The sequence below is a fragment of the Streptomyces sp. NPDC060035 genome (genome assembly GCF_042736635.1).
Taxonomy (GTDB): domain Bacteria; phylum Actinomycetota; class Actinomycetes; order Streptomycetales; family Streptomycetaceae; genus Streptomyces.
Genome location: NZ_JBHWVO010000002.1, coordinates 23,581 through 43,853 on the forward strand (window position 1 = coordinate 23,581; position 20,273 = coordinate 43,853).

The 20,273-nt window shown below is 71.4% G+C and carries 16 protein-coding genes; 6 read left to right on the top strand and 10 right to left on the bottom strand.

Translation table 11 applies throughout. The features are described from left to right. Positions 1-9 precede the first annotated feature (9 nt). From ACFWBQ_RS02735 to ACFWBQ_RS02760, 6 genes are all read right to left on the bottom strand, one after another. Complete coding sequence (locus ACFWBQ_RS02735; RefSeq protein ID WP_385483190.1) at positions 10-3,657, bottom strand: hydantoinase B/oxoprolinase family protein; 3,648 nt, start codon at positions 3,655-3,657, stop codon at positions 10-12. Next, complete coding sequence (locus ACFWBQ_RS02740) at positions 3,654-4,598, bottom strand: SGNH/GDSL hydrolase family protein (protein ID WP_385483192.1); 945 nt, start codon at positions 4,596-4,598, stop codon at positions 3,654-3,656. Before ACFWBQ_RS02740 ends, ACFWBQ_RS02735 begins: the two co-directional genes overlap by 4 nt. Then, positions 4,595-5,770: a glycosyltransferase gene (locus tag ACFWBQ_RS02745; protein ID WP_385483193.1), complete on the bottom strand. Its 1,176-nt coding sequence runs from the start codon at positions 5,768-5,770 to the stop codon at positions 4,595-4,597. The genes ACFWBQ_RS02740 and ACFWBQ_RS02745 overlap by 4 nt, the downstream gene beginning before the upstream one ends. Beyond that, positions 5,767-6,912 (bottom strand): glycosyltransferase family 4 protein, encoded by a 1,146-nt coding sequence (locus ACFWBQ_RS02750; protein ID WP_385483195.1) that lies wholly within the window; start codon positions 6,910-6,912, stop codon positions 5,767-5,769. Before ACFWBQ_RS02750 ends, ACFWBQ_RS02745 begins: the two co-directional genes overlap by 4 nt. A 135-nt stretch (positions 6,913-7,047) precedes the next feature. Continuing rightward, a complete protein-coding gene (locus tag ACFWBQ_RS02755; RefSeq protein WP_385483197.1) occupies positions 7,048-8,466 on the bottom strand; it encodes a HEAT repeat domain-containing protein in 1,419 nt (472 codons plus the stop codon). 238 nt (positions 8,467-8,704) lie between these two features. Then, positions 8,705-9,097 (bottom strand): ankyrin repeat domain-containing protein, encoded by a 393-nt coding sequence (locus tag ACFWBQ_RS02760; RefSeq protein WP_385483198.1) that lies wholly within the window; start codon positions 9,095-9,097, stop codon positions 8,705-8,707. A 314-nt stretch (positions 9,098-9,411) separates the two neighbouring features. Between ACFWBQ_RS02760 and ACFWBQ_RS02765 the strand changes: the two genes are divergently transcribed. Together ACFWBQ_RS02765 and ACFWBQ_RS02770 are read left to right on the top strand one after the other, a co-directional pair. Then, positions 9,412-9,606 carry a hypothetical protein gene (locus ACFWBQ_RS02765; RefSeq protein ID WP_385483200.1) on the top strand — a complete coding sequence of 65 codons (195 nt, stop codon included), beginning with the start codon at positions 9,412-9,414 and terminating at the stop codon, positions 9,604-9,606. Positions 9,607-9,642: 36 nt separating this feature from the next. Beyond that, on the top strand, positions 9,643-11,247 hold the full coding sequence (locus ACFWBQ_RS02770; protein WP_385483202.1) for a hypothetical protein: 1,605 nt from the start codon (positions 9,643-9,645) through the stop codon (positions 11,245-11,247). A gap of 60 nt (positions 11,248-11,307) precedes the next feature. Here the strand turns inward: ACFWBQ_RS02770 and ACFWBQ_RS02775 are convergent, their stop codons facing one another. After that, positions 11,308-12,807 carry a PLP-dependent aminotransferase family protein gene (locus tag ACFWBQ_RS02775; protein WP_385483204.1) on the bottom strand — a complete coding sequence of 500 codons (1,500 nt, stop codon included), beginning with the start codon at positions 12,805-12,807 and terminating at the stop codon, positions 11,308-11,310. A 101-nt stretch (positions 12,808-12,908) separates the two neighbouring features. Between ACFWBQ_RS02775 and ACFWBQ_RS02780 the strand changes: the two genes are divergently transcribed. The 4 genes from ACFWBQ_RS02780 (at position 12,909) to ACFWBQ_RS02795 (ending at position 16,397) form a co-directional block, all read left to right on the top strand. After that, positions 12,909-13,577, top strand: coding sequence for a YitT family protein (locus ACFWBQ_RS02780; protein ID WP_385483206.1), 669 nt, complete (start codon positions 12,909-12,911; stop codon positions 13,575-13,577). Next, the gene (locus ACFWBQ_RS02785; RefSeq protein WP_385483208.1) at positions 13,574-14,347 is read left to right on the top strand and encodes a glycerophosphodiester phosphodiesterase; all 774 of its coding nucleotides are present in this window, start codon (positions 13,574-13,576) and stop codon (positions 14,345-14,347) included. Before ACFWBQ_RS02780 ends, ACFWBQ_RS02785 begins: the two co-directional genes overlap by 4 nt. A gap of 46 nt (positions 14,348-14,393) precedes the next feature. After that, positions 14,394-15,758 carry an MFS transporter gene (locus ACFWBQ_RS02790; protein ID WP_385483210.1) on the top strand — a complete coding sequence of 455 codons (1,365 nt, stop codon included), beginning with the start codon at positions 14,394-14,396 and terminating at the stop codon, positions 15,756-15,758. A 264-nt stretch (positions 15,759-16,022) separates the two neighbouring features. Continuing rightward, a complete protein-coding gene (locus tag ACFWBQ_RS02795) occupies positions 16,023-16,397 on the top strand; it encodes an RNA polymerase-binding protein RbpA (protein ID WP_329213065.1) in 375 nt (124 codons plus the stop codon). 176 nt (positions 16,398-16,573) lie between these two features. Here ACFWBQ_RS02795 and fxsA read toward each other — a convergent pair whose 3' ends face one another. From fxsA to ACFWBQ_RS02810, 3 genes are all read right to left on the bottom strand, one after another. Continuing rightward, on the bottom strand, positions 16,574-17,173 hold the full coding sequence (gene fxsA / locus ACFWBQ_RS02800; RefSeq protein ID WP_385483212.1) for an FxsA family membrane protein: 600 nt from the start codon (positions 17,171-17,173) through the stop codon (positions 16,574-16,576). Between the two features lie 78 nt (positions 17,174-17,251). Beyond that, positions 17,252-18,019, bottom strand: a complete 768-nt coding sequence (locus tag ACFWBQ_RS02805) for a polyprenol monophosphomannose synthase (RefSeq protein ID WP_385483214.1) — start codon at positions 18,017-18,019, stop codon at positions 17,252-17,254. A gap of 526 nt (positions 18,020-18,545) precedes the next feature. Further along, positions 18,546-20,186 (bottom strand): amidohydrolase, encoded by a 1,641-nt coding sequence (locus ACFWBQ_RS02810; RefSeq protein ID WP_385483216.1) that lies wholly within the window; start codon positions 20,184-20,186, stop codon positions 18,546-18,548. Between the last annotated feature and the right edge of the window lie 87 nt (positions 20,187-20,273).

The following is a 20,273-nucleotide window of genomic DNA, read 5'->3' on the forward strand; positions in this document are numbered from 1 at the left end:
ATTAGGTCCTCACACCGACAACGGTCGAAACGGCGCAGAAGCGACCGGTTGCCCGGGCCCGTAGCCGCCGCCGCCCGGGGTACGCAGGACCAGCACGTCCCCGGTGTCGAGCTCGGCGGTGTCACAGCCGTCCAGCGGTGTGACGGTCGTGCCGTCGGCCCTCTCGATGTGCTGGCTGCCCAGCGCGCCCGGACCACCGCCGGCCATGCCGTACGGCGCCACGCGGCGGTGTCCGGACAGCAGGGCCACGGTCACGGGCTCGAGGAAGCGGATTCTGCGTTCCACCCCCGCGCCCCCGTGCCACCGGCCCTTGCCGCCGTTGTCCTCCCGTACGCCGAAACTCTCCAGGAGCACCGGGTAGCGCCACTCGAGGATCTCGGGGTCGGTGAGCCGGGAGTTCGTCATGTGGGTCTGCACGGCGTCGGTGCCGTCGAAGCCGTCACCGGCGCCCGATCCACTGGCGACCGTCTCGTAGTACTGGACACGGTCGTTGCCGAAGGTCAGGTTGTTCATCGTGCCCGATCCCTCGGCCTGGACGCCCAGTGCCGCGTAGAGGGCGCCGGTCACGGCCTGGGAGGTCTCCACATTGCCCGCGACGGTCGCCGCCGGGTGGACCGGCGCCAGCATGGACCCCTCCGGGACGCGTACCTCCAGGGGTACGAGGCAGCCGCTGTTCAGGGGGATGTCGTCATCGATCAGTGTCCTGAAGACGTACAGGACGGCGGCCATGACCACCGACTTCGGGGCGTTGAAGTTGCCGGACTGCTGCGGGGAGGTACCGGTGAAGTCGAGGACGGCGGTGCGTGCCTCGCGGTCCACCGTCACCGCCACCTCGATGACGGCCCCGTTGTCGGTCTCGTAGCGGCAGGAGCCGTCGTGCAGCCCGGCGACGATCCGGCGCACGGACTCCTCCGCGTTGTCCTGGACGTGGCCCATGTACGCCCCGACGACGTCGTGCCCGAACTGGCGGATCATGCAGCGCAGTTCCGCGATGCCCTTCTCGTTGGCCGCGATCTGGGCGCGCAGATCGGCGAGATTGGTGTCCGGGTCCCGTGAGGGGTACGCGGCGGTCGTGAGCAGCTCCCGGGTCTCCGCCTCCCGGAACCTTCCGTCGCGCACGAGCAGCCAGTTGTCGAACAGAACGCCCTCTTCGTGGATCGTACGGCTGAAGGCCGGCATGGACCCGGGGGTGATGCCGCCGATCTCGGCATGGTGTCCGCGCGACGCCACCAGGAAGCGCAGCCGGGTCTCCGGGCCGCCCTCCTCGTCGAACACGGGTGTCACGACGGTGACATCGGGCAGATGCGTGCCTCCGTGGTACGGATCGTTGATGGCGTACACATCGCCGGGGCGCAAGGAGGTCCGGTTGCGCCGCAGCACCTCCTTGATGGACTCCCCCATGGAGCCCAGGTGCACCGGGATGTGCGGTGCATTGGCCACGAGGCTGCCGTCCGCGTCGAACAGCGCGCACGAGAAGTCCAGACGCTCCTTGATGTTGACGGAGTGCGCGGTGCTCTCCAGCCGTATGCCCATCTGTTCGGCGATCGACATGAAGAGGTTGTTGAAGACCTCCAGCATGACCGGGTCCACCCGGGTGCCGACGGCGGTCCGCTCGGGGCGGGGGCGCACGCGGCTCAGTACGAGGTGCCCGGCCGCGCCTGCCGTGGCCTGCCAGCCCGGGTCGACGACGGTGGTGGAATCGTCCTCGGTGAGGATCGCCGGACCGGTCACGGTGTCCGACAGGCACAGTTCGCCCCGGCGGTACAGCGCAGTGTCCTGCCATCGGCCGGCGGTGAACATCCTTACGCTCAGAAGCGGTTGCAGCGCGTGCTCCCGCGCGGCCGTGGAGACCCGGTGGGGGACGTGCGGTCCGGCTGCGGCAGTCGCCTCCACCGAGACCGCCTCGACCACCAGGGGCTTGTCCATGGTGAATCCGTAGCGGGCCCGGTGGGCGGCCGTGAACTCCTCGGTCATGGCGGGCACCGCGCCGAGGGCGACGGGCATGCTCGTGTCCGTACCGGAGTAGCGCAGGAGGACCCGTGCCCGGGTGCCGATGGCTGAGTCGGGGATGGATTCCGCGCGGAGCTCGGCACGGGTGCGCGATGCCAGCTCGTCGCAGAGGTCGTCCACCCCGGCCCTGGTCTTTTCGTGCAGTTCGGCCTCGACCGACCGTTCGCGCATCGCTGTGGCATCGGCCAGACCGATGCCGTAGGCGGAGAGCACACCGGCGAGCGGCGGCACGAGGACGGTGTCGATGCCCAGGGCGTCGGCGACGGCACAGGCGTGCTGGCCGCCCGCGCCGCCGAACGTCGTCAGTGCGTAGCGGGTGATGTCGTGGCCTCGCTGGACGGAGATCTTCTTGACGGCGTTCGCCATGTTCAGAACGGCGATCTCAAGGAAACCCGAGGCGGTCTCCGCCGCGGTCCGGGGCTGCCCCGTGACGGATGCGGCCCTTTCGGCGAGCGCGCCGAAGCGCTCACGCACGATCTCCTCGTCGAGCGGCTGGTCGCCGGCCGGTCCGAAGACGGCCGGGAAGTACGCGGCCTGGACCCGGCCGAGCATCACATTGGCGTCGGTGACGGTGAGCGGCCCGCCCCTGCGGTAGCAGGCGGGGCCGGGGTCGGCGCCCGCAGAATCGGGGCCGACCCGGTAGCGCCGGCCGTCGAAATGCAGCACCGATCCACCGCCTGCGGCAACGGTGTTGATGCTCATCATGGGTGCGCGCATCCGCACTCCTGCCACCTGGGTGCCGAACTCCCGCTCGAACTCGCCCGCGTAGTGGGAGACATCGGTGGATGTCCCTCCCATGTCGAATCCGATGACCCGGTCGTATCCCGCCTGTTCGGATGTACGCACCATGCCGACGACGCCCCCGGCGGGGCCGGAGAGCACCGCGTCCTTGCCCCGGAAGTGCGCCGCCTCACGCAGTCCGCCGTTGGACTGCATGAACATGAGCCGGATTCCGCTCAGTTCGCCGGCCACCTCGTCGACGTACCGGCGCAGGATCGGCGACAGGTAGGCATCGACGACCGTGGTGTCGCCGCGTGGCACCAGCTTGATCAGTGGGCTGACCTCGTGCGAACAGCTGACCTGGGTGAAGCCCGCTTCCCGGGCCGCCTCCGCGACGGCAATTTCATGGTCCGGGTGGCGATAGCCGTGCATGAGTACGACCGCGGCGCTGACGATCCCGTCGTCCCGGACCGCTGCCAGCTGCTCGGCCACCGCGGTGCGGTCGAGGGGTTTCACGGTCCGGCCGCCGGCGTCGATCCGCTCGGGGACCTCGATCACCCGGTCGTACACGGCCTCGGGAAGCAGGATGTGCCGGTCGAAGAGGCGCGGCCGGTTCTGGTACGCGATCCGCAGGGCGTCCCGGAAGCCTTCCGTGATGACCAGGACGGTCGGCTCGCCCCGCCGCTCCAGGAGCGCGTTCGTGGCGACGGTGGTGCCCATCTTGACGCCCGCGACCCGGTCGGCGGGGACCGGGTCGCGGGGGCCGAGGCCGAGCAGTTGCCGGATTCCGGCAACGGCGGCGTCGCGGTAGCGGTCCGGATCGTGCGAGAGGAGTTTGCGGGAGACGAGCCGCCCGTCGGGGTCGCGTCCCACCACGTCGGTGAAGGTGCCTCCACGGTCGATCCAGAACTCCCAGCGTCCGGTCATCCCTCCATTCTGGCGCGGGGGACGACCCCCCGCAGGGACGGCGCGTGCGTGACATCGGCGAGTGCCTCCAGCAGTGTCTGCTCGGCCCGGTTGTCCAGCTGTCCGCTCGTGCCGCGTACCCGGTGGCGGATCTCGGCCACCGCGAGCCCCAGCAGCTGGGGCAGCAGATCCGTGCTTCTGCGGGCCAGCCATCCGGTGCCCTCCGTGATCAGCCAGAGTGCCGCAGCGGCACGTGTGGGAGGCGGCTGCTGCGGTTCGGGGCCGGGCGGGGCGCCCAGGGCGAGGCCCCGGTCGGCGAGCAGCCGGTGGAATCCGGCTGCCAGTTTCCGGTGTCCCCGCTCGGCCGGATGGAGCCGGTCCACGCTCCACAGGGAGCGGTCCTCGACCCAGGTCCGGTCCGCGGCGTGGAGATGTACGGCGTCGTAGCGGGCGGACAGTGCGTGCACCACGGCATTCACCGCGCGCTGCCGCCGCGCCAGGGGGTCACGCAAGGGGGCAGGGAGCCCCAGGGCCGTGCCGGGATCGGGCAGACACGCTGTCAGGATCACGGCTCCGCCCGAGGCCAGAGTTGCGCAGATCTCGTCCAGCCGCCCGGCGAGCAGCCGGATGTCGAAGGAGCGGCGCAGAGTGTCGTTGACGCCGACGACGACCGAGGCGACATCGGGCCGGAACGCTGCCGCCGCCGCTGCCTGGTGATCGCGGACATCGCCGGACAGTGAGCCGGCGACGGCGAAGTTACGGAACTCCACGTCCCGCTCCCCGTCGCCGAGGCTCTCGGCGAGCAGGGCCGCCCAGCCCCGCCAGCCGCCCGGAACCGGGTCCCCGATTCCTTCGGTCAGCGAGTCCCCCAGTGCGGCGAACCGCAGGGTCGAGCGGGCCGCGCCGCCGGCTTCGGGCGCTGCACGCCCGGCCGTCGCGTGGAGGCCGGCCGGCCCGCTCATGGCCTCGCCCCCAGCACTCCGCGCCGTTCGGGGACGTCGTGGGCGGCCAGGAACGCGGCCACCGAGCGGTCCCAGCCGAAGAGTTCGGCCCGCGCCCGCGCCGCCGCCCTGCGCTCCCGCTCGGGGCGGGCCAGGAGTTCCCGTACCGCGGCGGCGAACGCCTCACCCGTGTCCGCGGCGGCAAGGCCGCCGTCGCCGACCACCTCCGGCAGGGCCGAGCTGCCGCTCGCGACGACCGGGGTACCGCAGGCGAGTGCCTCCAGAGCCGACAGGCCGAACGTCTCGGCGGGGCCCGGCGCCAGACAGAGGTCTGCCGTCGCCTGAAGATCCGCCAGGTGCGCGCGCTCGCGTACGTGGCCCAGGAACTCGACCGGCAGCCGCTCCGCCCGGGCCCTGCCCTCCAGCCCCGCCCGCAGCGGCCCGTCACCTGCCACGACCAGGGCGGCGGGCACCCCTTGGCACCGCAGCGCCGCCAGTGCGTCCAGTGCGCGGCCCGGCCGCTTCTCCACAGAGAGCCGTGAGCAGAGCAGCAGGAGCACGGCGTCGCCGACGACGTGACGGGCGCGCAGCGTCCCGCTGCGGCGGTCCGGACGGCACCGGCGCAGGTCCACTCCGAGCGGGGCCCGCACCACGTTGCGCACACCGATCCGTACGAACTCGCGCTCCGCCCATTCCGTGGTGCACACGATCCGGGCGTAGGCGTGGGCGCTGCGCGCGTTGAGACGGTCGGCAGTCCGTCCCGCCGCTGCCGGGGGAACGCCCCAGGTGCGCAGGACTCCGTCGGCCGTCTCGTGGGACACCATGACCGCGGGCACCCGGGCACGGCGGGCCCACTCCCCCGTCCATCGCAGCGTGGTCCGGTCGGACACTTCCAGCCGGTCGGGACGCAGACCCTCCAGGAGGCCTTGCAGTCTCCTGCGGTTCGTCAGCACCCGGTAGCCACCGGTGCCCGGCAGGACCGGCCCGGGCAGGGTGATCACGCGGCCCTGCGGGGTGCGCAGGTCGCTCGCAAAGGCTCCGGGGACGATCAGCACGGGCTCGTGCCCGGCCGCGCGGTAGCCGCGGCCGAGCTCGTCCAGTGCGGTGCGCAGACCGCCCGAGGCCGGGGTGACGAAGTTCGCCAGGCGCACGATTCTGAGCCCGCCCGGGGCTCCCTCGGCCCGGCCGTTCACGCGGCCACCGCCGTCCGGCCGCGAAGGACCTCGTCGTAGTGGCCGAGCAGCTGGTCGCCGACCACTTCCCAGGTGCGGCCCTCGACCGTGGCCCGTGCGGTCCTGCCGTAGGCCTCGGCGCGCGCAGGGTCCGCAGCGAGCGCGCCGACCGCTGCCCGTACGGCCCCTGGGTCGTGCGGTGGGACGAGCACCCCGGTGCGCCCGTGGTCGACGAGGTCGAGCGGACCGCCCGCCGCCGGGGCGATCACGGGGACGCCGGAGGCCATGGCCTCCTGCACGGTCTGGCAGAAGGTCTCGTACGGACCTGTGTGCACGAACACGTCCAGGGAGGCGAAGATCCGCGCGAGTTCCTCCCCCGTCCGCCGCCCCAGGAAGACGGCTCCTGGCAGCGCCGTGCGCAGTGATGCCTCGCTCGGTCCGTCGCCGACGACCACGACCCGGACGCCGGGCAGTGTGCAGGCCCCGGCAAGGAGTTCGACGTGTTTCTCCGGAGCCAGCCGCCCGACGTACCCGACGAGCTTCTCCCCGCCGGGGGCGAGAGTGCGGCGCAGCTCCTCGTCCCGCAGGCCGGGGCGGAACCGTACGGTGTCGACGCCCCGCGGCCAGAGCCTCACCCGGGGCACTCCGTGGTCGGTGAGATCGCGCAGAGCGGCGGTGGAGGGGGCGAGGGTGAGGTCGGCCGCACTGTGCACGGCGCGCATCCTGCGCCAGGCGGCGTTCTCACCGGTGCCCAGATAGGTGCGGGCGTAACCGGCCAGGTCGGTCTGGTAGACGGCCACGGCCGGCAGCCCCAGCCGGGTGGCGACCGCCATCCCCCGTACGCCGAGGACGAAGGGTCCCGCCAGGTGGACGAGCTCGGCACGGTGCCCCGTGAGCGCGGCGGCGAGCCGCCGGCTGGGAAGCGCTACCCGGACCTGCGGGTAGCCGGGCAGGGGCAGGGAGGGGACGCGCACCACGGGGCAGGGTGCACCGGCGTACGCGGGGTCGGTGGAGGCGGCGGAGGACGTTGTCCCGGCGGCTGCCGGGGCGATGACGAGCGGTTCGTGGCCGCGGGCGGCGAGATGCCGTGCGGTCTGCAGGGTGCAGTGGGCCACACCGTTGACGTCGGGCGGGAAGGATTCGGTGACGATGACGACACGCATACCCGTGTTGTCGCCGCGCCGGGCGTGGCTCTGCCGACTTGGATCTTTCCGCCCGGGGAACGTCCTATGAGTTCTTGCGCCGCGTGCCCCCGGCACGCGGCATCCCGGGCTCGGCGCGGTACACCGCGCCCCGGGTCAGACTGCGGGAGCGTCCGGTCCGATCCGGCTGCGTACAGCCGTCTGCACCTCGGCTTCCTCGGCCGGGTCGGCGGCCAGCCGCCGCAGGCGTTCGGCAACCCTGATGTCCGCGGTCTCCGCGTGGAGTGCGGCGAGTTCCCGGGTCGTCTCCTCGCAGTCCCAGAGGCATTCGACCGCGAAGCCGGTGGCGAAGGAGGGGTCGGTTGCGGCCAGCGCGCGGGCCGCCCGTCCTCGCAGGTGCGAGGAGGACGTCTCGCGGTAGACGTGGCGCAGTACGGGAGCGGCGCAGGCGATGCCGAGGCGGCCCGTGCCGTCGACGAGGGTCCACAGGTGCTGGGCGTCGGGGCCGTCCCCCCGTACGGCCTCGCGCAGAGCGGCGAGGACGAGCGGGGCGTCCTCGGCGCCGCCGCGGCAGGCGAGCACTCCAGCGGCCGACGCTCCGAGGGCGTCGGGACGGTGCGCCCAACGCCGGGCCCGGTTCACCGCCGCATCCCCGCACATGCGCTCGAACGCGGCCACGGCCGCCTCGGCGACGATGGGTGAAGGGCTGAGGGCTGCCTGCTCGATCAGTTCGAGCACGGCCGGGTCCTGGGCCTCGGCGAGGTAGTGCAGGGCCGCACAGCGTGCGCCGTCGAAGCCGCTGCGGGCCGCCTCGACGATCAGCGGCCTGTCGTCGGCGCCCGCGACGGCGGAGAGGCAGCGGGCCGCCGGTACATGGAGCACGCTGCCGCGCTCCAGCCCCTCCTGGGCCCAGTCGAAAACGGCCTGGACACTCCAGCCGGGGCGGGGACCGCCGGGCCGCATCTGCCGCTGCCACCGGTCGAACGAGCCCTGTTCGGTCGCCGCCCGGACACGGGCTCCGACCGCTTCGCGCGAGTCGTCGGCCCACAACCGCCAGGGCCGCGGTTCGAACGCGTCCCGTACGGCGGCAGCCAGCTCGGCATTGCCTTGCGGGGTGGCGGGGAACCGGCCGAGTACGGGCACGGCGAGTGAGCGCAGTCCGGCGTCGTCGTCGCGCAGGGCCAGCTCGTCGAGTGCCCAGGCCCAGTTGGTCCCGGTGGCGGCGTAGCGCCGGAGCAGCGCGAGGGCGTCGTCGCGTCCGTAGGAGGCGAGGTGGCCGAGCACGGAGAGTGCCAGGCCGGTGCGTGAGTCCTCGGTGTCGAGGTGGTCCTCGGGGTCCCACAGATGCCGCTCGATCTCCTCGATGCCGCCGTCGAGATCGAGATACAGGCGTGCGTAGTAGAGGGAGCGGTTCTCAACCTGCCAGTCGTGACGCGGATCGCTCAGAACGCAGTGGTTGAGAGCCGCGAGAGCCTCGGGGCGCGGTGCGGCGAGTGCGTGGAGCGTGCCGTCGCCGCGGCCCCTCTGCAACAGGCCGAGCAGGGTGCCGCTCGGCGCTATGAACGGATCAAACATGGGGAAAGCCTCACATCAAGCTGTCGACGCAACCGGGACTGTGCTGTTCCAAGTGCCTGGGAGGCACTAGGCCGCGCAGCAACATGATCGGCCGACCGCCGTCTTCTGCCTGGTGCTCATCTTCCTCTGCCTCTCGTCGGTGGTCCTGAGCGGACCCGCGACGTCATGATGACCCAGCCATTTCGCCGACGCGACCACATTTACGGCGCACCGGTCAGCCGGCGGTCCGGGCGGTGTCTCAGCGCGCACCGAAGAGTTCCAGCAGGTCGCCCTTGCCGAACATGCGTGCGGTGTCCACCGCGGACGGCGTTCCGGCGGCCGGATCGGCTCCTGCGGCGAGGAGGGCGTCGATCACACTGCGCTCCCCCTTGAAGACCGCTCCGGCGAGCGGGGTCTGCCCCCGGTCGTTGGCACGGTCCGGGTCGGCGCCACGGCCGGCGAGGGCAGTGACGGCCGTGGCGTGCCCGTGGTACGCGGCGAGCATCAGCAGCGAGTCGCCCCGGTCGTTGGTGAGGTTCGCGGGCACGCCGGCGTCGACATAGGCAGCGAGCGCGTCGGCCTCCCCCCGGCGGGCCAGGTCGAAGACCTTGGTCGCCAGCTCGACCACCTCGGGATCGGGGGTTTCGCTCATCGGACGGACCGCCTTCCATAGCCGCTGGTCGCCGTTGCCGACCTGGTGGGAGTACGGCGGGGGCCGTACGAGTGAATCGACAGGGTACTGGTCCGGTGCCGACATGAGCGTGCCCGGATGCGGCAAAAGATCACAGCGAGTGGCGTCCTTTTCGGCGCCGCCCCCAGGACCGTTCCGCTCGGGCAACCACTTTTCGCCCCCCAGTCGAGTGAAAACCTCAGACTTTCACCCAATTGCACCTTTTATCGTATAGATACATCTTGTGATCCTGGAAGTACTCATGGTGACTGTCCCCTCAACCAGGAGAACTGCTCATGATCCTCTCCATCTCGGGCGTGGTACTGCTCGGCATCATCGTCTTCCTGTTCTTCAAGAAGGACGGGCTCAAGGCATCCCACGCCCTCATCTGCGCCCTGTTCGGCTTCTATCTGGCCGGAACCGCCATCGCGCCCAGCATCACAGCAGGCGGCGCGAGCCTCGCCAGCATGCTGAGCGGGATCAAGTTCTGACGCTCCCATCCCGCTCCCACCTCTCAGGAGACCGACGTGGCCCGGCGACCACTCCCCCGCATTCTGAGCAGCGGCAGCGCTTCGATCACTCGCAGTCGCGAGCTCGCGCGCACGGCCGCCGACAACGCCACCGACGTCCTCCATCCGCTGATCATGGTCACCCGTGGTCTGCGGCTGCTGGCGGGAGCAGGACGGCAGAAGTGGGCCGCGACGCCCAAGGACCGGCGCGGGCAAGGCCTGTTCCTCTTCGCGGCCTGCGTTCTGGTGGTGGCGCTCATCCCCTACGGGCCCCTGCTGGCCCTGATCTCGGTGATGGGCGCTGCCGCGTGGAAGGGACGGGAAAGCACCCCGGTGAAGGCCGGCCCCGGCGAGACGGAGACCGCGCGGCTGCAGGCGCTGTACGAGGCGCTGGTGCCCCACTTCTGCGTGGCCGACGACCCCAGTCCGCTGTTCTCCCACGGCGGCGACTGGGAGAAGGCCTTCGCGCGTTCGTACGCGTTCGACGGCAACGGCCGTCTCACCCGGCTCCAGGTGAGCTACCCGGCGTACTTCACGGACGGCGAGGCCGCTTCCCGGACCCGCGTCGAGCAGGTCCTCCACGCCAAGTCGGGCCGGGGCCGCGAGTACCACTTCACCTGGGACGAGGAGAACAACCACGTCCTCATGACCGTGCTCGAAGCACTGCCCACCACCATCGCCGCCCAGCGCTTCGTCACCGCCCCAGGCGAGACCGTGCTGGGTTTCACCGACGCCGACGCGGTACAGCGCACCGTTCCGGTGGTGGACGGTGACGTGACCCGGGACGCCTCTCCAGTGGTCTGGCGGACCGGAGCCCGTTCCACGGAACCGCACCTGCTGGCCGTCGGGCATCCCGGCAGCGGCACGACGACGCTTCTGCGGTCCATTGCCCTGCAGGCTCTTCAGCACGGCGACGTCCTCATCGTCGAAGGCAGCGGAACCGGTGAGTACGGCTGCCTGACAGGACGCGACGGAGTCCTCGCCGTCGAGTGCGGCCTGGCCGGGGCCCTGGCCACGCTCGAATGGGCCGCGCACGAAACGGAACGGCGGCTCATCGCCGCGAACCGGGCGCGCCAGGCCGGCCACCCCGAACCCGAGGACATCAAGCGCCCTCTCTGGATCCTGCTGGACCGCCCCAGCGCGCTCGGGCACCTGGCGGCAGCCGACGGCAGGCCCGATCCGCAGGAACTCCTCCAGGTGCCGCTGCGACACGGCCGTGCGGCCGGGGTGACGGTCGTCGTCGCGGACCAGTTCGACAGCATGGACGCGCTCACCGAGACCGTGAGGACCCACACCCGGGCCCGCGCCGTCCTCGGCCCCGCCACGCACGAGCAGATCGAGACCGTGCTCGGCGCCCAGCCCCACACCACCCCGACCCAGGACGTACCGCCGGGCCGGGGTTATGCCCGAATGGGCACCGGCCCGGTCCTGCGGCTCCAGGTCCCGGCGGCACCGGACCCGTACGACGACGCGACGAGCGAGGCGCACCGGCAGGCAGTGCTCGACCTGCTGCCGGGCGGGCGGTCTCCGGTGGAGCAGGGCTCGTCGGCGGCCGACGTCGCCGAGCCCGTACCCGTACACCCGGATCCGCTGATCACGGCGCCGGCCGTCGCCGAGGGGTGACGTCCCGCGGCCCCGAGGCACGGGCGGCACCGGGCCCCGAGCCGCAGACGTCCGGGGGCCTCAGGCCACGAACGTCCGTGGTGCCTCGGCTCCCGCACTCGCGCCGGACCCGACCAGCTCCGCCGCCGCGGCCAGCCTCAGCGCCGCCTCGTCCGCCACCGGACCGCCCACCGTGAACGGCAGCCGCACATAGCCCTCGAACGCCCCGTCGACCCCGAACCGGGGCCCCGAAGGCACTCGTACGCCGACCCGCTCGCCGGCCACAGCCAGCCTCGATCCGGAGAGCCCGCCCGTGCGCACCCAGAGGGTGAGCCCTCCGCGCGGCACCTCGAACTCCCACTCCGGGAGTTCCCGGCGCAGGGCCCGCACCAGGTCGTCCCTGTTCCCCCGTGCCTGATCGCGCCGGACCGCCACCGCCTGCTCCCAGCCGCCGGTGCGCATCAGCCAGTTGATGGCGAGCTGTTCCAGCACCGGAGTGCCCATGTCCGCGTACGCGCGTGCCGCCACCAGGCTGCGGATGACGTCCGGGGCCGCCCGTACCCAGCCGATCCGCATTCCGGCCCAGAAGGCCTTGCTCGCCGATCCGACGGTGAGGACGGTGCTGCCGGCCGGATCGAAGGCGCACACCCGGCGCGGCATCTCCACATCGGCGTCCAGGTACAGCTCGTTCATGGTCTCGTCGACCACCAGCACCGTGCCCGCGGAGCGGGCCGCGTCGACCAGGGCGCGCCGTTGCTGCTCGTCGGCCAGCGCCCCGGTGGGGTTGTGGAAGTCCGCGACGACGTAGGCCAGCCGGGGCGCGGCGTCCCGCAGGACCTGGCGCCAGCGGTTCATGTCCCAGCCGCCGAGCCCCTCTTCCATGGCCACCGGTACCAGCCGGGCACCGGCCTCCCGCATGAGCTGCAGGATGTTGGCGTAACTCGGGGACTCCACCGCGATGCGCTCGCCACGCCCGGCAAAGAGGTGACAGATCGCGTCGATGGCGCCCATCGCCCCGGTGGTGACCATGATCTGTTCCGGCATGGTGGGGATGCCGCATCCGGTGTAGCGGTCGGCGATCATCTGCCGCAGTGCGGGCAGGCCAGCCGGGTAGTCGCCATGCGTGTGCGCGTAGGGCGGAAGCTCCTCCAGGGCGCCCTGGACGGCCCGGGTCAGCCAGGGCTCCGGGGCCGGCAGCGAGGCGCAGCCCAGATCGATCATCGAGCCGAGCGACTCCGGGGGAAGGGGTTCGAGACCGCGGGCGGGCAGAGGGTTGCCCGCCGGGACAGCGGTCCAGCTGCCCGCCCCTCGGCGGGACTCCAGGAACCCCTCGGCACGCAGCGCCTCGTACGCTGCGGCGACGGTGGTCCGGCTGAGCGAAAGAGCGATGGCCAGCTCCCGCTCGGCGGGCAGCCGGGCGGCGACCGGGACCCTGCCCTCGAGGACGAGCAGGCGCACACCGTCGGCGAGGGCGCGGTAGGCGGGCGGCTTGCGGGTGCCCGGCCCGGCGGGCCGGGGCTGCTGGGCCCGCAGCTGCCGGGCGAGCTGCGCCGCGCCCACCGTCGAAGTCCACTGAGCCATGGAAATCAGTCCACCTTCCTCGGATTGGCCATAGTTGGCAGCCAATCCCCCGCCACAGAGTGACATGCAGCAGTCCAACACCACCACACAGGGGGCACCACTTGTCCGAACCCACCGCCCGGAGCGGGACCCGTCCCACGCGGCGGCTGATCCACCTCTTTGTGGGCCTGGCCCTGTACGGGGCGAGTGCGGCGCTCCTGGTCCGCGCCGGGCTCGGGCTCGAACCGTGGGGCGTGCTGCACCAGGGCCTTGCCCGACGGACCGGCATCTCCATCGGTGTCGTCTCCATCATCGTCGGCGCTGTCGTGCTGCTTCTGTGGATCCCGATCAGACAGCGCCCGGGGCTCGGCACCGTCTCCAATGTCTTCGCCGTCGGCATCGCGATGGACACGACCCTCGCCCTCGTACCGGATGTGCACGGGCTCGGGGCACGGATCCCGGTGATGGCCGCGGGCATCGTCCTCAACGGCCTCGCCACCGGTCTCTACATCTCGGCGCGCTTCGGCCCGGGGCCGCGCGACGGGCTGATGACCGGTCTGAACCGGCTCACCGGGCGCTCCATCAGGCTGGTGCGCACGGCGATCGAGGTGGTTGTCGTGCTGACCGGCTTCCTGCTCGGCGGTTCGCTCGGCGCCGGCACCGTGCTGTACGCCCTGGCGATCGGCCCTCTGGCCCAGTTCTTCCTGCGCGTCTTCGACCTCCCCACGCCGGACGAGGGCACCCCGGATGTTGCCGACCGGACACCGCAGAGGGCGATACTTCCGCAGTGACAGCAGCGAATTCTGGACGCCACCCGTACCTGGACCATCCTTCGACGATTCCGTTCGCCCACCGCGGCGGGGCGGCGGACGGCATGGAGAACACGGCACACGCCTTCCGCCGGGCGGCCGATGCGGGCTATCGCTACTTCGAGACCGATGTTCACACGACCGTGGACGGCCGTCTGGTGGCCTTCCACGACCCCACCCTCGACCGGGTCACGGACACCCGGGGCCGCATAGCCGAGCTCCCCTGGAGCGTGGTGAGCCGTGCGCGAGTGGCGGGCCGTGAACCGCTGCCGCTCTTCGAGGAGCTGCTCGAGGAGTTCCCCGATGCCCGTTGGAACGTGGACATCAAGGCGGAGCCCGCCCTCGTCCCGCTCATCGAACTGATCCGCAGGACCGACGCCTGGGACCGGGTGTGCGTGGGGTCGTTCTCGGAGGCCAGGGTGGCCAGGGCGCACCGCCTCGCGGGTCCGCGCCTGGCCACCTCCTACGGGGTGCGCGGAGTGCTCGGCCTGCGGCTGCGTTCGTACGGCATTCCTGCGGCGCTCCGTACCGGCGCGGTGTGCGCACAGGTTCCGGAGAGCCAGAACGGCATCCGGGTGGTCGACCGGAACTTCGTCCGTACGGCTCACGCACGCGGTCTGCAGGTACATGTCTGGACGGTCAACGAACCGGAACGGATGGCGGCGCTCCTGGACCTCGGAGTGGATGGCATCATGACCGATCACATCGAGACGCTGCGCACGGTCCTGAGCGAGCGGGGGGCCTGGGCCTGACACCGGGTACGGCCGCGTCCGCACGGCATGAGCTAGGGGGCGCGGCGTGAGCACCGGAACCGCAGAATCGGCCGGTCCGGCGGAACGGCCCCCCGGGGCCGCGGACCGGCTTCGGGAGCAACGTGGCTGGTACTTCTACGACTTCGCCTGTTCCGTCTATTCCACCAGCGTCCTCACGGTCTTCCTCGGTCCGTATCTGACATCCATAGCCAGGGCCGCCGCCGACGCGGACGGCTTCGTGCACCCCCTGGGCATACCCGTGCGGGCCGGCTCGCTCTTCGCGTACGCCGTCTCGGTGTCGGTCGTGGTCGCGGTGCTGGTGATGCCGGTGGCGGGCGCCGCCGCGGACCGCACCGGGCGCAAGAAGCCGCTGCTCGCGGTGGCGGCGTACGTAGGCGCGACGGCGACCGCCTGCATGTTCTTCCTGGACGGCGAGCGCTATCTGCTGGGTGCGTTCCTGCTGATCGTGGCGAACGCCTCGATCTCCGTGTCGATGGTGCTGTACAACGCCTATCTGCCGCAGATCGCGGCTCCGGAGGAACGCGACGCGGTCTCCTCCCGCGGCTGGGCCTTCGGGTACACCTCGGGCGCACTCGTCCTCGTCCTGAATCTCGTCCTCTACACGGGCCATGACTCCTTCGGCCTGTCCGAGTCCGACGCGGTCCGGATCTGTCTCGCCTCGGCCGGTGTGTGGTGGGGCGCCTTCACCCTCGTACCACTGCGACGGCTGCGCGACCGACGGGTGACTCCCGGCGGCGAGGGCATGGTCGGCTCCGGCTGGCGACAGCTGATGGCGACCCTGCGCGACATGCGCCGCCATCCGCTGACGCTGTCCTTCCTCCTCGCCTATCTCGTCTACAACGACGGCATCCAGACGGTGATCTCCCAGGCCTCGGTGTACGGCTCCGAGGAGCTGGGCCTCGACCAGACGACCCTGATCACCGCGGTGCTTCTCGTCCAGGTGCTCGCGGTGGCGGGTGCGCTCGGGATGGGCCGGCTCGCCCGGCTGTACGGCGCGAAGCGCACGATTCTCGCCTCGCTGGTCGTCTGGACGCTGATCCTTGCCGCCGCCTATCTGCTGCCTGCCGACGCGCCGGTGTTCTTCTTCTCGCTGGCGGCCGCGATCGGTCTGGTGCTGGGCGGCAGCCAGGCGCTCTCGCGCTCTCTGTTCTCGCACCTGGTGCCGCGCGGGAAGGAGGCCGAGTACTTCTCGGCGTACGAGATGAGCGACCGGGGACTCAGCTGGCTGGGCCCCCTGGTGTTCGGTCTCGGCTATCAGCTGACCGGCAGCTACCGGGATGCGATCCTGTCCCTGGTGATCTTCTTCGCGCTCGGTTCCGTGCTGCTTGCGCGGGTGCCCGTGAGGGCAGCGGTGGCGGCCGCCGGCAATCCCGTGCCGGACCGGATTTAGACGTTGAAGTGAAAGGCCGGTAGTGTACGCCTTTGGCCTGCCCGGAGGACCGTTACTGCGAGCGGAAGAAGCCAAACCGTTGGGTGACAACTTCCACCAGAGGTGACAAACCGGGCACCGATGGGTACTCAACCCAGATACAGCAGTGGCACGACGGGCGACGCATGACCGGAAACGGGAATCTTTACCGCCGACCGGACGTTGACCTGATGACGACGACAGCGACATTTGTCCTGTGGGCGACAAGCCCGGGAGGCACGATTCATGAGTGAGCGAGCTCTCCGCGGCACGCGACTCGTGGTTACCAGCTACGAGACGGACCGCGGCATCGATCTGGCCCCGCGCCAGGCGGTGGAGTACGCATGCCCGAACGGCCATCGATTTGAGATGCCGTTCTCGGTAGAGGCGGACATTCCGCCGGAGTGGGAGTGCAAGGCGTGCGGCGCCACGGCACTCCTGGTGGACGGGGATGGCCCCGAAGAGAAGAAGGGCAAGCCTGCGCGTACGCACTGGGACATGCTCATGGAGCGGCGCACCCGCGAGGAGCTTGAGGAAGTGCTGGCCGAGAGGCTGGCGGTTCTGCGCTCCGGCGCCATGAACATTGCCGTGCACCCGCGGGACAGCAGGAAGTCTGCCTGACCGCGCATCACCGCACAGATCAAGAGCCACGGGCCGTGACACAGAACATGTGTCACGGCCCGCGGCTTTTTGTGCGCCTTGCTGCACTTGACGGGCTGTCCGGCCTCAGGCGTAGCTGCCCGGCCTCGGGCGTAACGGGCTGTCCGGCCCCGGGCGGCCGTACAGCCCACTGCGATTCAGGGAGTCAGCGGCGGCCGGTTCGCGCCGGGGCCCTCGTCGGGACGGGAGTGCGCCTGCGTGCCGTCCTCACGGATGACCTCGCCCTGGACCACCTTTCCGTCCGGCCGGTGCATCCGGGCCTGCTGGAAGGCGTCCGAAAGGCTGCCCGGACCCGCCGCCCGCATCCGGCGCTCCAGGGAGCGCTCCACGTAGCGTCCGGCCATCGAACGGACCGGCGGCAGCAGGAGCAGCAGTCCCGCCACGTCCGAGATCAAGCCGGGGATCATCAGGAGCAGGCCGCCCAGCATCAGGAAGCCGTTGCCCTTGCTCTCCGGCGGGGCAGCTGTCGGGGCCGCCGGTGCCCCTGCCTGCCCGGGCATCTGCTGGAAAGTCTCGGTGAGGGTGCGCATGGCCCGCCGCCCCGCCCGCTTGATCACCACGGCCCCGAGCACGGCGCCGGCGACCAGGAGCAGCAGCACGGTGAAGCCGCTCGACGCTTCGGCCACCACGGTCAGCAGCCAGATCTCCAGCACCAGCCAGGCCGCGAGACCCAGGGGCAGGAGGGTACGGGCGCGTGAGCGCCGTGGACGGTTCGGAGGCGGTGTGCCGGTCGTCATGCACCCAGTGTGCCTGTACGGGCGTGCAAGCGGCGTAAGAGGGTGATCATGGCCCCACGCCGACCACGGGCCAGGAGGTCAGGAGGTCTTGCGGCCCAGGACCTTGTTCGCCCGGGTGGCGATTCCCCAGCCGGTGACCCTCCACAGCGCCTCGACCAGAATGTCGCGGCTCATCTTGGAGTCGCCGATCTCCCGCTCCATGAACGTGATCGGCACCTCGACCACGTGATAGCCCGCCTCGACCGCCCGGCGTGCCAGGTCGACCTGGAAGCAGTAGCCCTGCGAGGCGACCTCTTCGAGGCCGAGGCCGTCCAGGGTCGGCGTACGGAAGGCGCGGTAGCCGCCGGTGACGTCCCGCACCGAGAGGCCGAGGAGCATCCGGGAGTAGAGGCTGCCGCCGCGGGAGATCATTTCGCGGTGCCTGGGCCAGTTGACCACCCGGCCGCCGGGCACCCAGCGCGAGCCGAGAACGAGGTCGGCGCCCTTCAGCGCGGTCAGGAGCCGGGGAAGCTCCTCGGGCTGGTGGGAGCCGTCCGCGTCCATCTCGACCAGAACGCCGTAGCCGTTGTCCGAGCCCCAGCGGAAGCCTGCCAGGTAAGCGGCCCCGAGCCCTTCCTTGCCCTTGCGGTGCAGAACGTGCACCTGGCTGTCGCCCGCCGCGAGCTCGTCGGCGACCTTGCCGGTGCCGTCGGGGCTGTTGTCGTCCGCGACCAGGATGTCCGCTTCCGGAACGGCGGCGCGCACCCTGGCGGTGATCAGCTTGATGTTCTCGGCCTCGTTGTAGGTCGGAATGATCACCAAGACTCTGCCGAGCGGGCCGAACTGCCTCTGACCGCCGTCGTTCACTACTGCCCCTTAAAGTCCGTACGCAGGTGCACACCATATCCAGCGCACCGCGGCCGGACTCCGACGCGGTCACCAGGCGCACCTGCCGTACCGGACAGAAGCATGGAACTACGGACAGAACTGCGGATCGGGGCCCGGCGTCCTTCGGGCCGACCTGGGACCCGCTGGCTGCGGGTCGACCGAATGCCGTTGTCTACTGAACCTCCGGGCCCCACCCGGGTCGCACCTGCCGTCCGGCCGAAACCTTCCCTCGCCCCCGAGGCGCGGGCGCTGAACCTGGCTGTCAGTGGTGGTGCGCCGGTGCGGCACACCGCCCCATGACCCAGCGGCGTTCGACGACTGCGTGGAGGTTTGACCGGGCGGACGTCCAGTGGTGGACCCGGCCGAACCTACCGGCCCGTGGGCACTCTCTGTCAACAGCCGGTCGACCTGCGGGTTTTGCCCAAAACACCTGGTCAGCGGCGAGGGTCCGCAGGTCGCGGCAGAGTGGGCGCAGCTTCGATCGGCGGTACGAAATGTCCCGACGTCACTCGTTCGGCCTTACGTAGACAGTTTGTCCGAAGACCACGGTGCGCAGGCAGACGGGAAGCTCACCCCCAGGGGTGAGATCCGGCAGGCCAGGAGTGCCGGAACGAGGGTCGGTCGACCAGCGGGAGACTCTGTCGTCGGGGGCCTGGACCACCAGCTCGCCCGTACGCCAGACGGCGTAGTCGGCGGGTGCGCCGGGGACGAGGACACCCGCGTCGTCGCGGCCGACCGCCCGCCAGCCGCCGCGCGTGTGTGCCGTGAAACCCGCCCGTACGGAGATGCGGTGCTCCGGCGTCCGGTGGAAGGCCGCGGCCCGCACGGTCCCCCACGGGTCCAGCGGGGTGACCGGGCTGTCCGAGCCGAAGGCGAGGGGCACACCGGCACGCAGGAGTGCTGCGTACGGGTTGAGCGTGCCGGCCCGCTCCGCACCCAGCCGCGCGGCGTACATGCCGTCACGGCCGCCCCAGGCCGCGTCGAAGGCGGGCTGGACGGAGGCGGTGAGCCCCAGCTCGGCGAAGGCGGCGACGGTCTCGGGGGTGAGCATCTCGGCGTGTTCCACGCGGTGCCTGGCGGCGCGGATCCGGGCGAGTCCGAGAGTTTCGGAGGCGGCCCGTACGCCCGCCACGACCGCACAGACCGCGGCGTCGCCGATGGCGTGGAATCCCGCCTGCAGTCCCGCCTCGGTGCAGGCCGTGACATGTGCCGCGATCTGCGCCGCGTCCAGATGGGCGGTGCCGGTGTGCGGGGCGTCGGCGTACGGCTCGTGGAGGAAGGCGGTGTGCGAGCCCAGGGACCCGTCGACGAAGAGGTCACCGGCCGCGCCGACTGCTCCGAGCTCGCGGATCCGGGCGGCGCCCTTCTCGTCCTCGATCCGCTCGGCCCAGTATCCGAAGACGCGGGGGCCCTGCTGTTCGGCGGCGATCTTCAGCAGCCCGGTGAAGTCGTCCTCGTCCGAGATGTCGGGGCCGGCGCACTCGTGCACCGTCCCGATGCCGAGCGAGGCCGCCTGTGCCAGCGCGGCTCGTTGGGCCTCGGCACGCTGCTGCGGTGTGACGGCGCCGTGGGCCGCGGAGCGCACCGCGTGGTGGGCGGCGCCGGTCAGAGGGGCGTCGGGGTGGTAACCGGCGAGCGCGGTGACCCCGGGGACAAGATCCAGGAGCGCCGTGGTGACCACTGCGGAGTGCACGTCGATACGAGGCAGATAGACCGGCCGGCCGGCGGCCGCCCCGTCGAGTTCCGCGCGCGAGGGGGGCCGCTGTTCGGGCCAGCGCGTCGCGTCCCATCCATGCCCGAGGACGACCCGTTCCCCCGGGTGGGTGTTCACGTACGTACGCAGGAGGCCGAGGGCTTCGGCGAGCGTGCGCGCGCCCGAGAGGTCCAGCCCCGTGAGAGCGAGTCCGGTCGACGTGGTGTGGACGTGGGAGTCGGTGAACGCCGGGGTGACCAGGGCGCCTTCCAGGTCGATCACCTCGTCGACGCCGCTTGCGAAGGCGTCGGCAGCCCCTTCCGAGCCCACCCAGGCGACATGCCCGCGTTCGACGACCATCGCCGTCGCGAACGGGTCGGCGGGGCTGTGGACGTCTCCACCGCGCAGCAGCACGGTGCGGTGGTCGCTCTGGGGGGCGGTGCTCTGGGTCATGGGACCAGTCTCGCGCCTGCCCGGACCGCTTCGGTCCGCGCCCCCCTCGACAAAGGGGCGCGCTGCCCCGGCACAGGTCCGCACCGG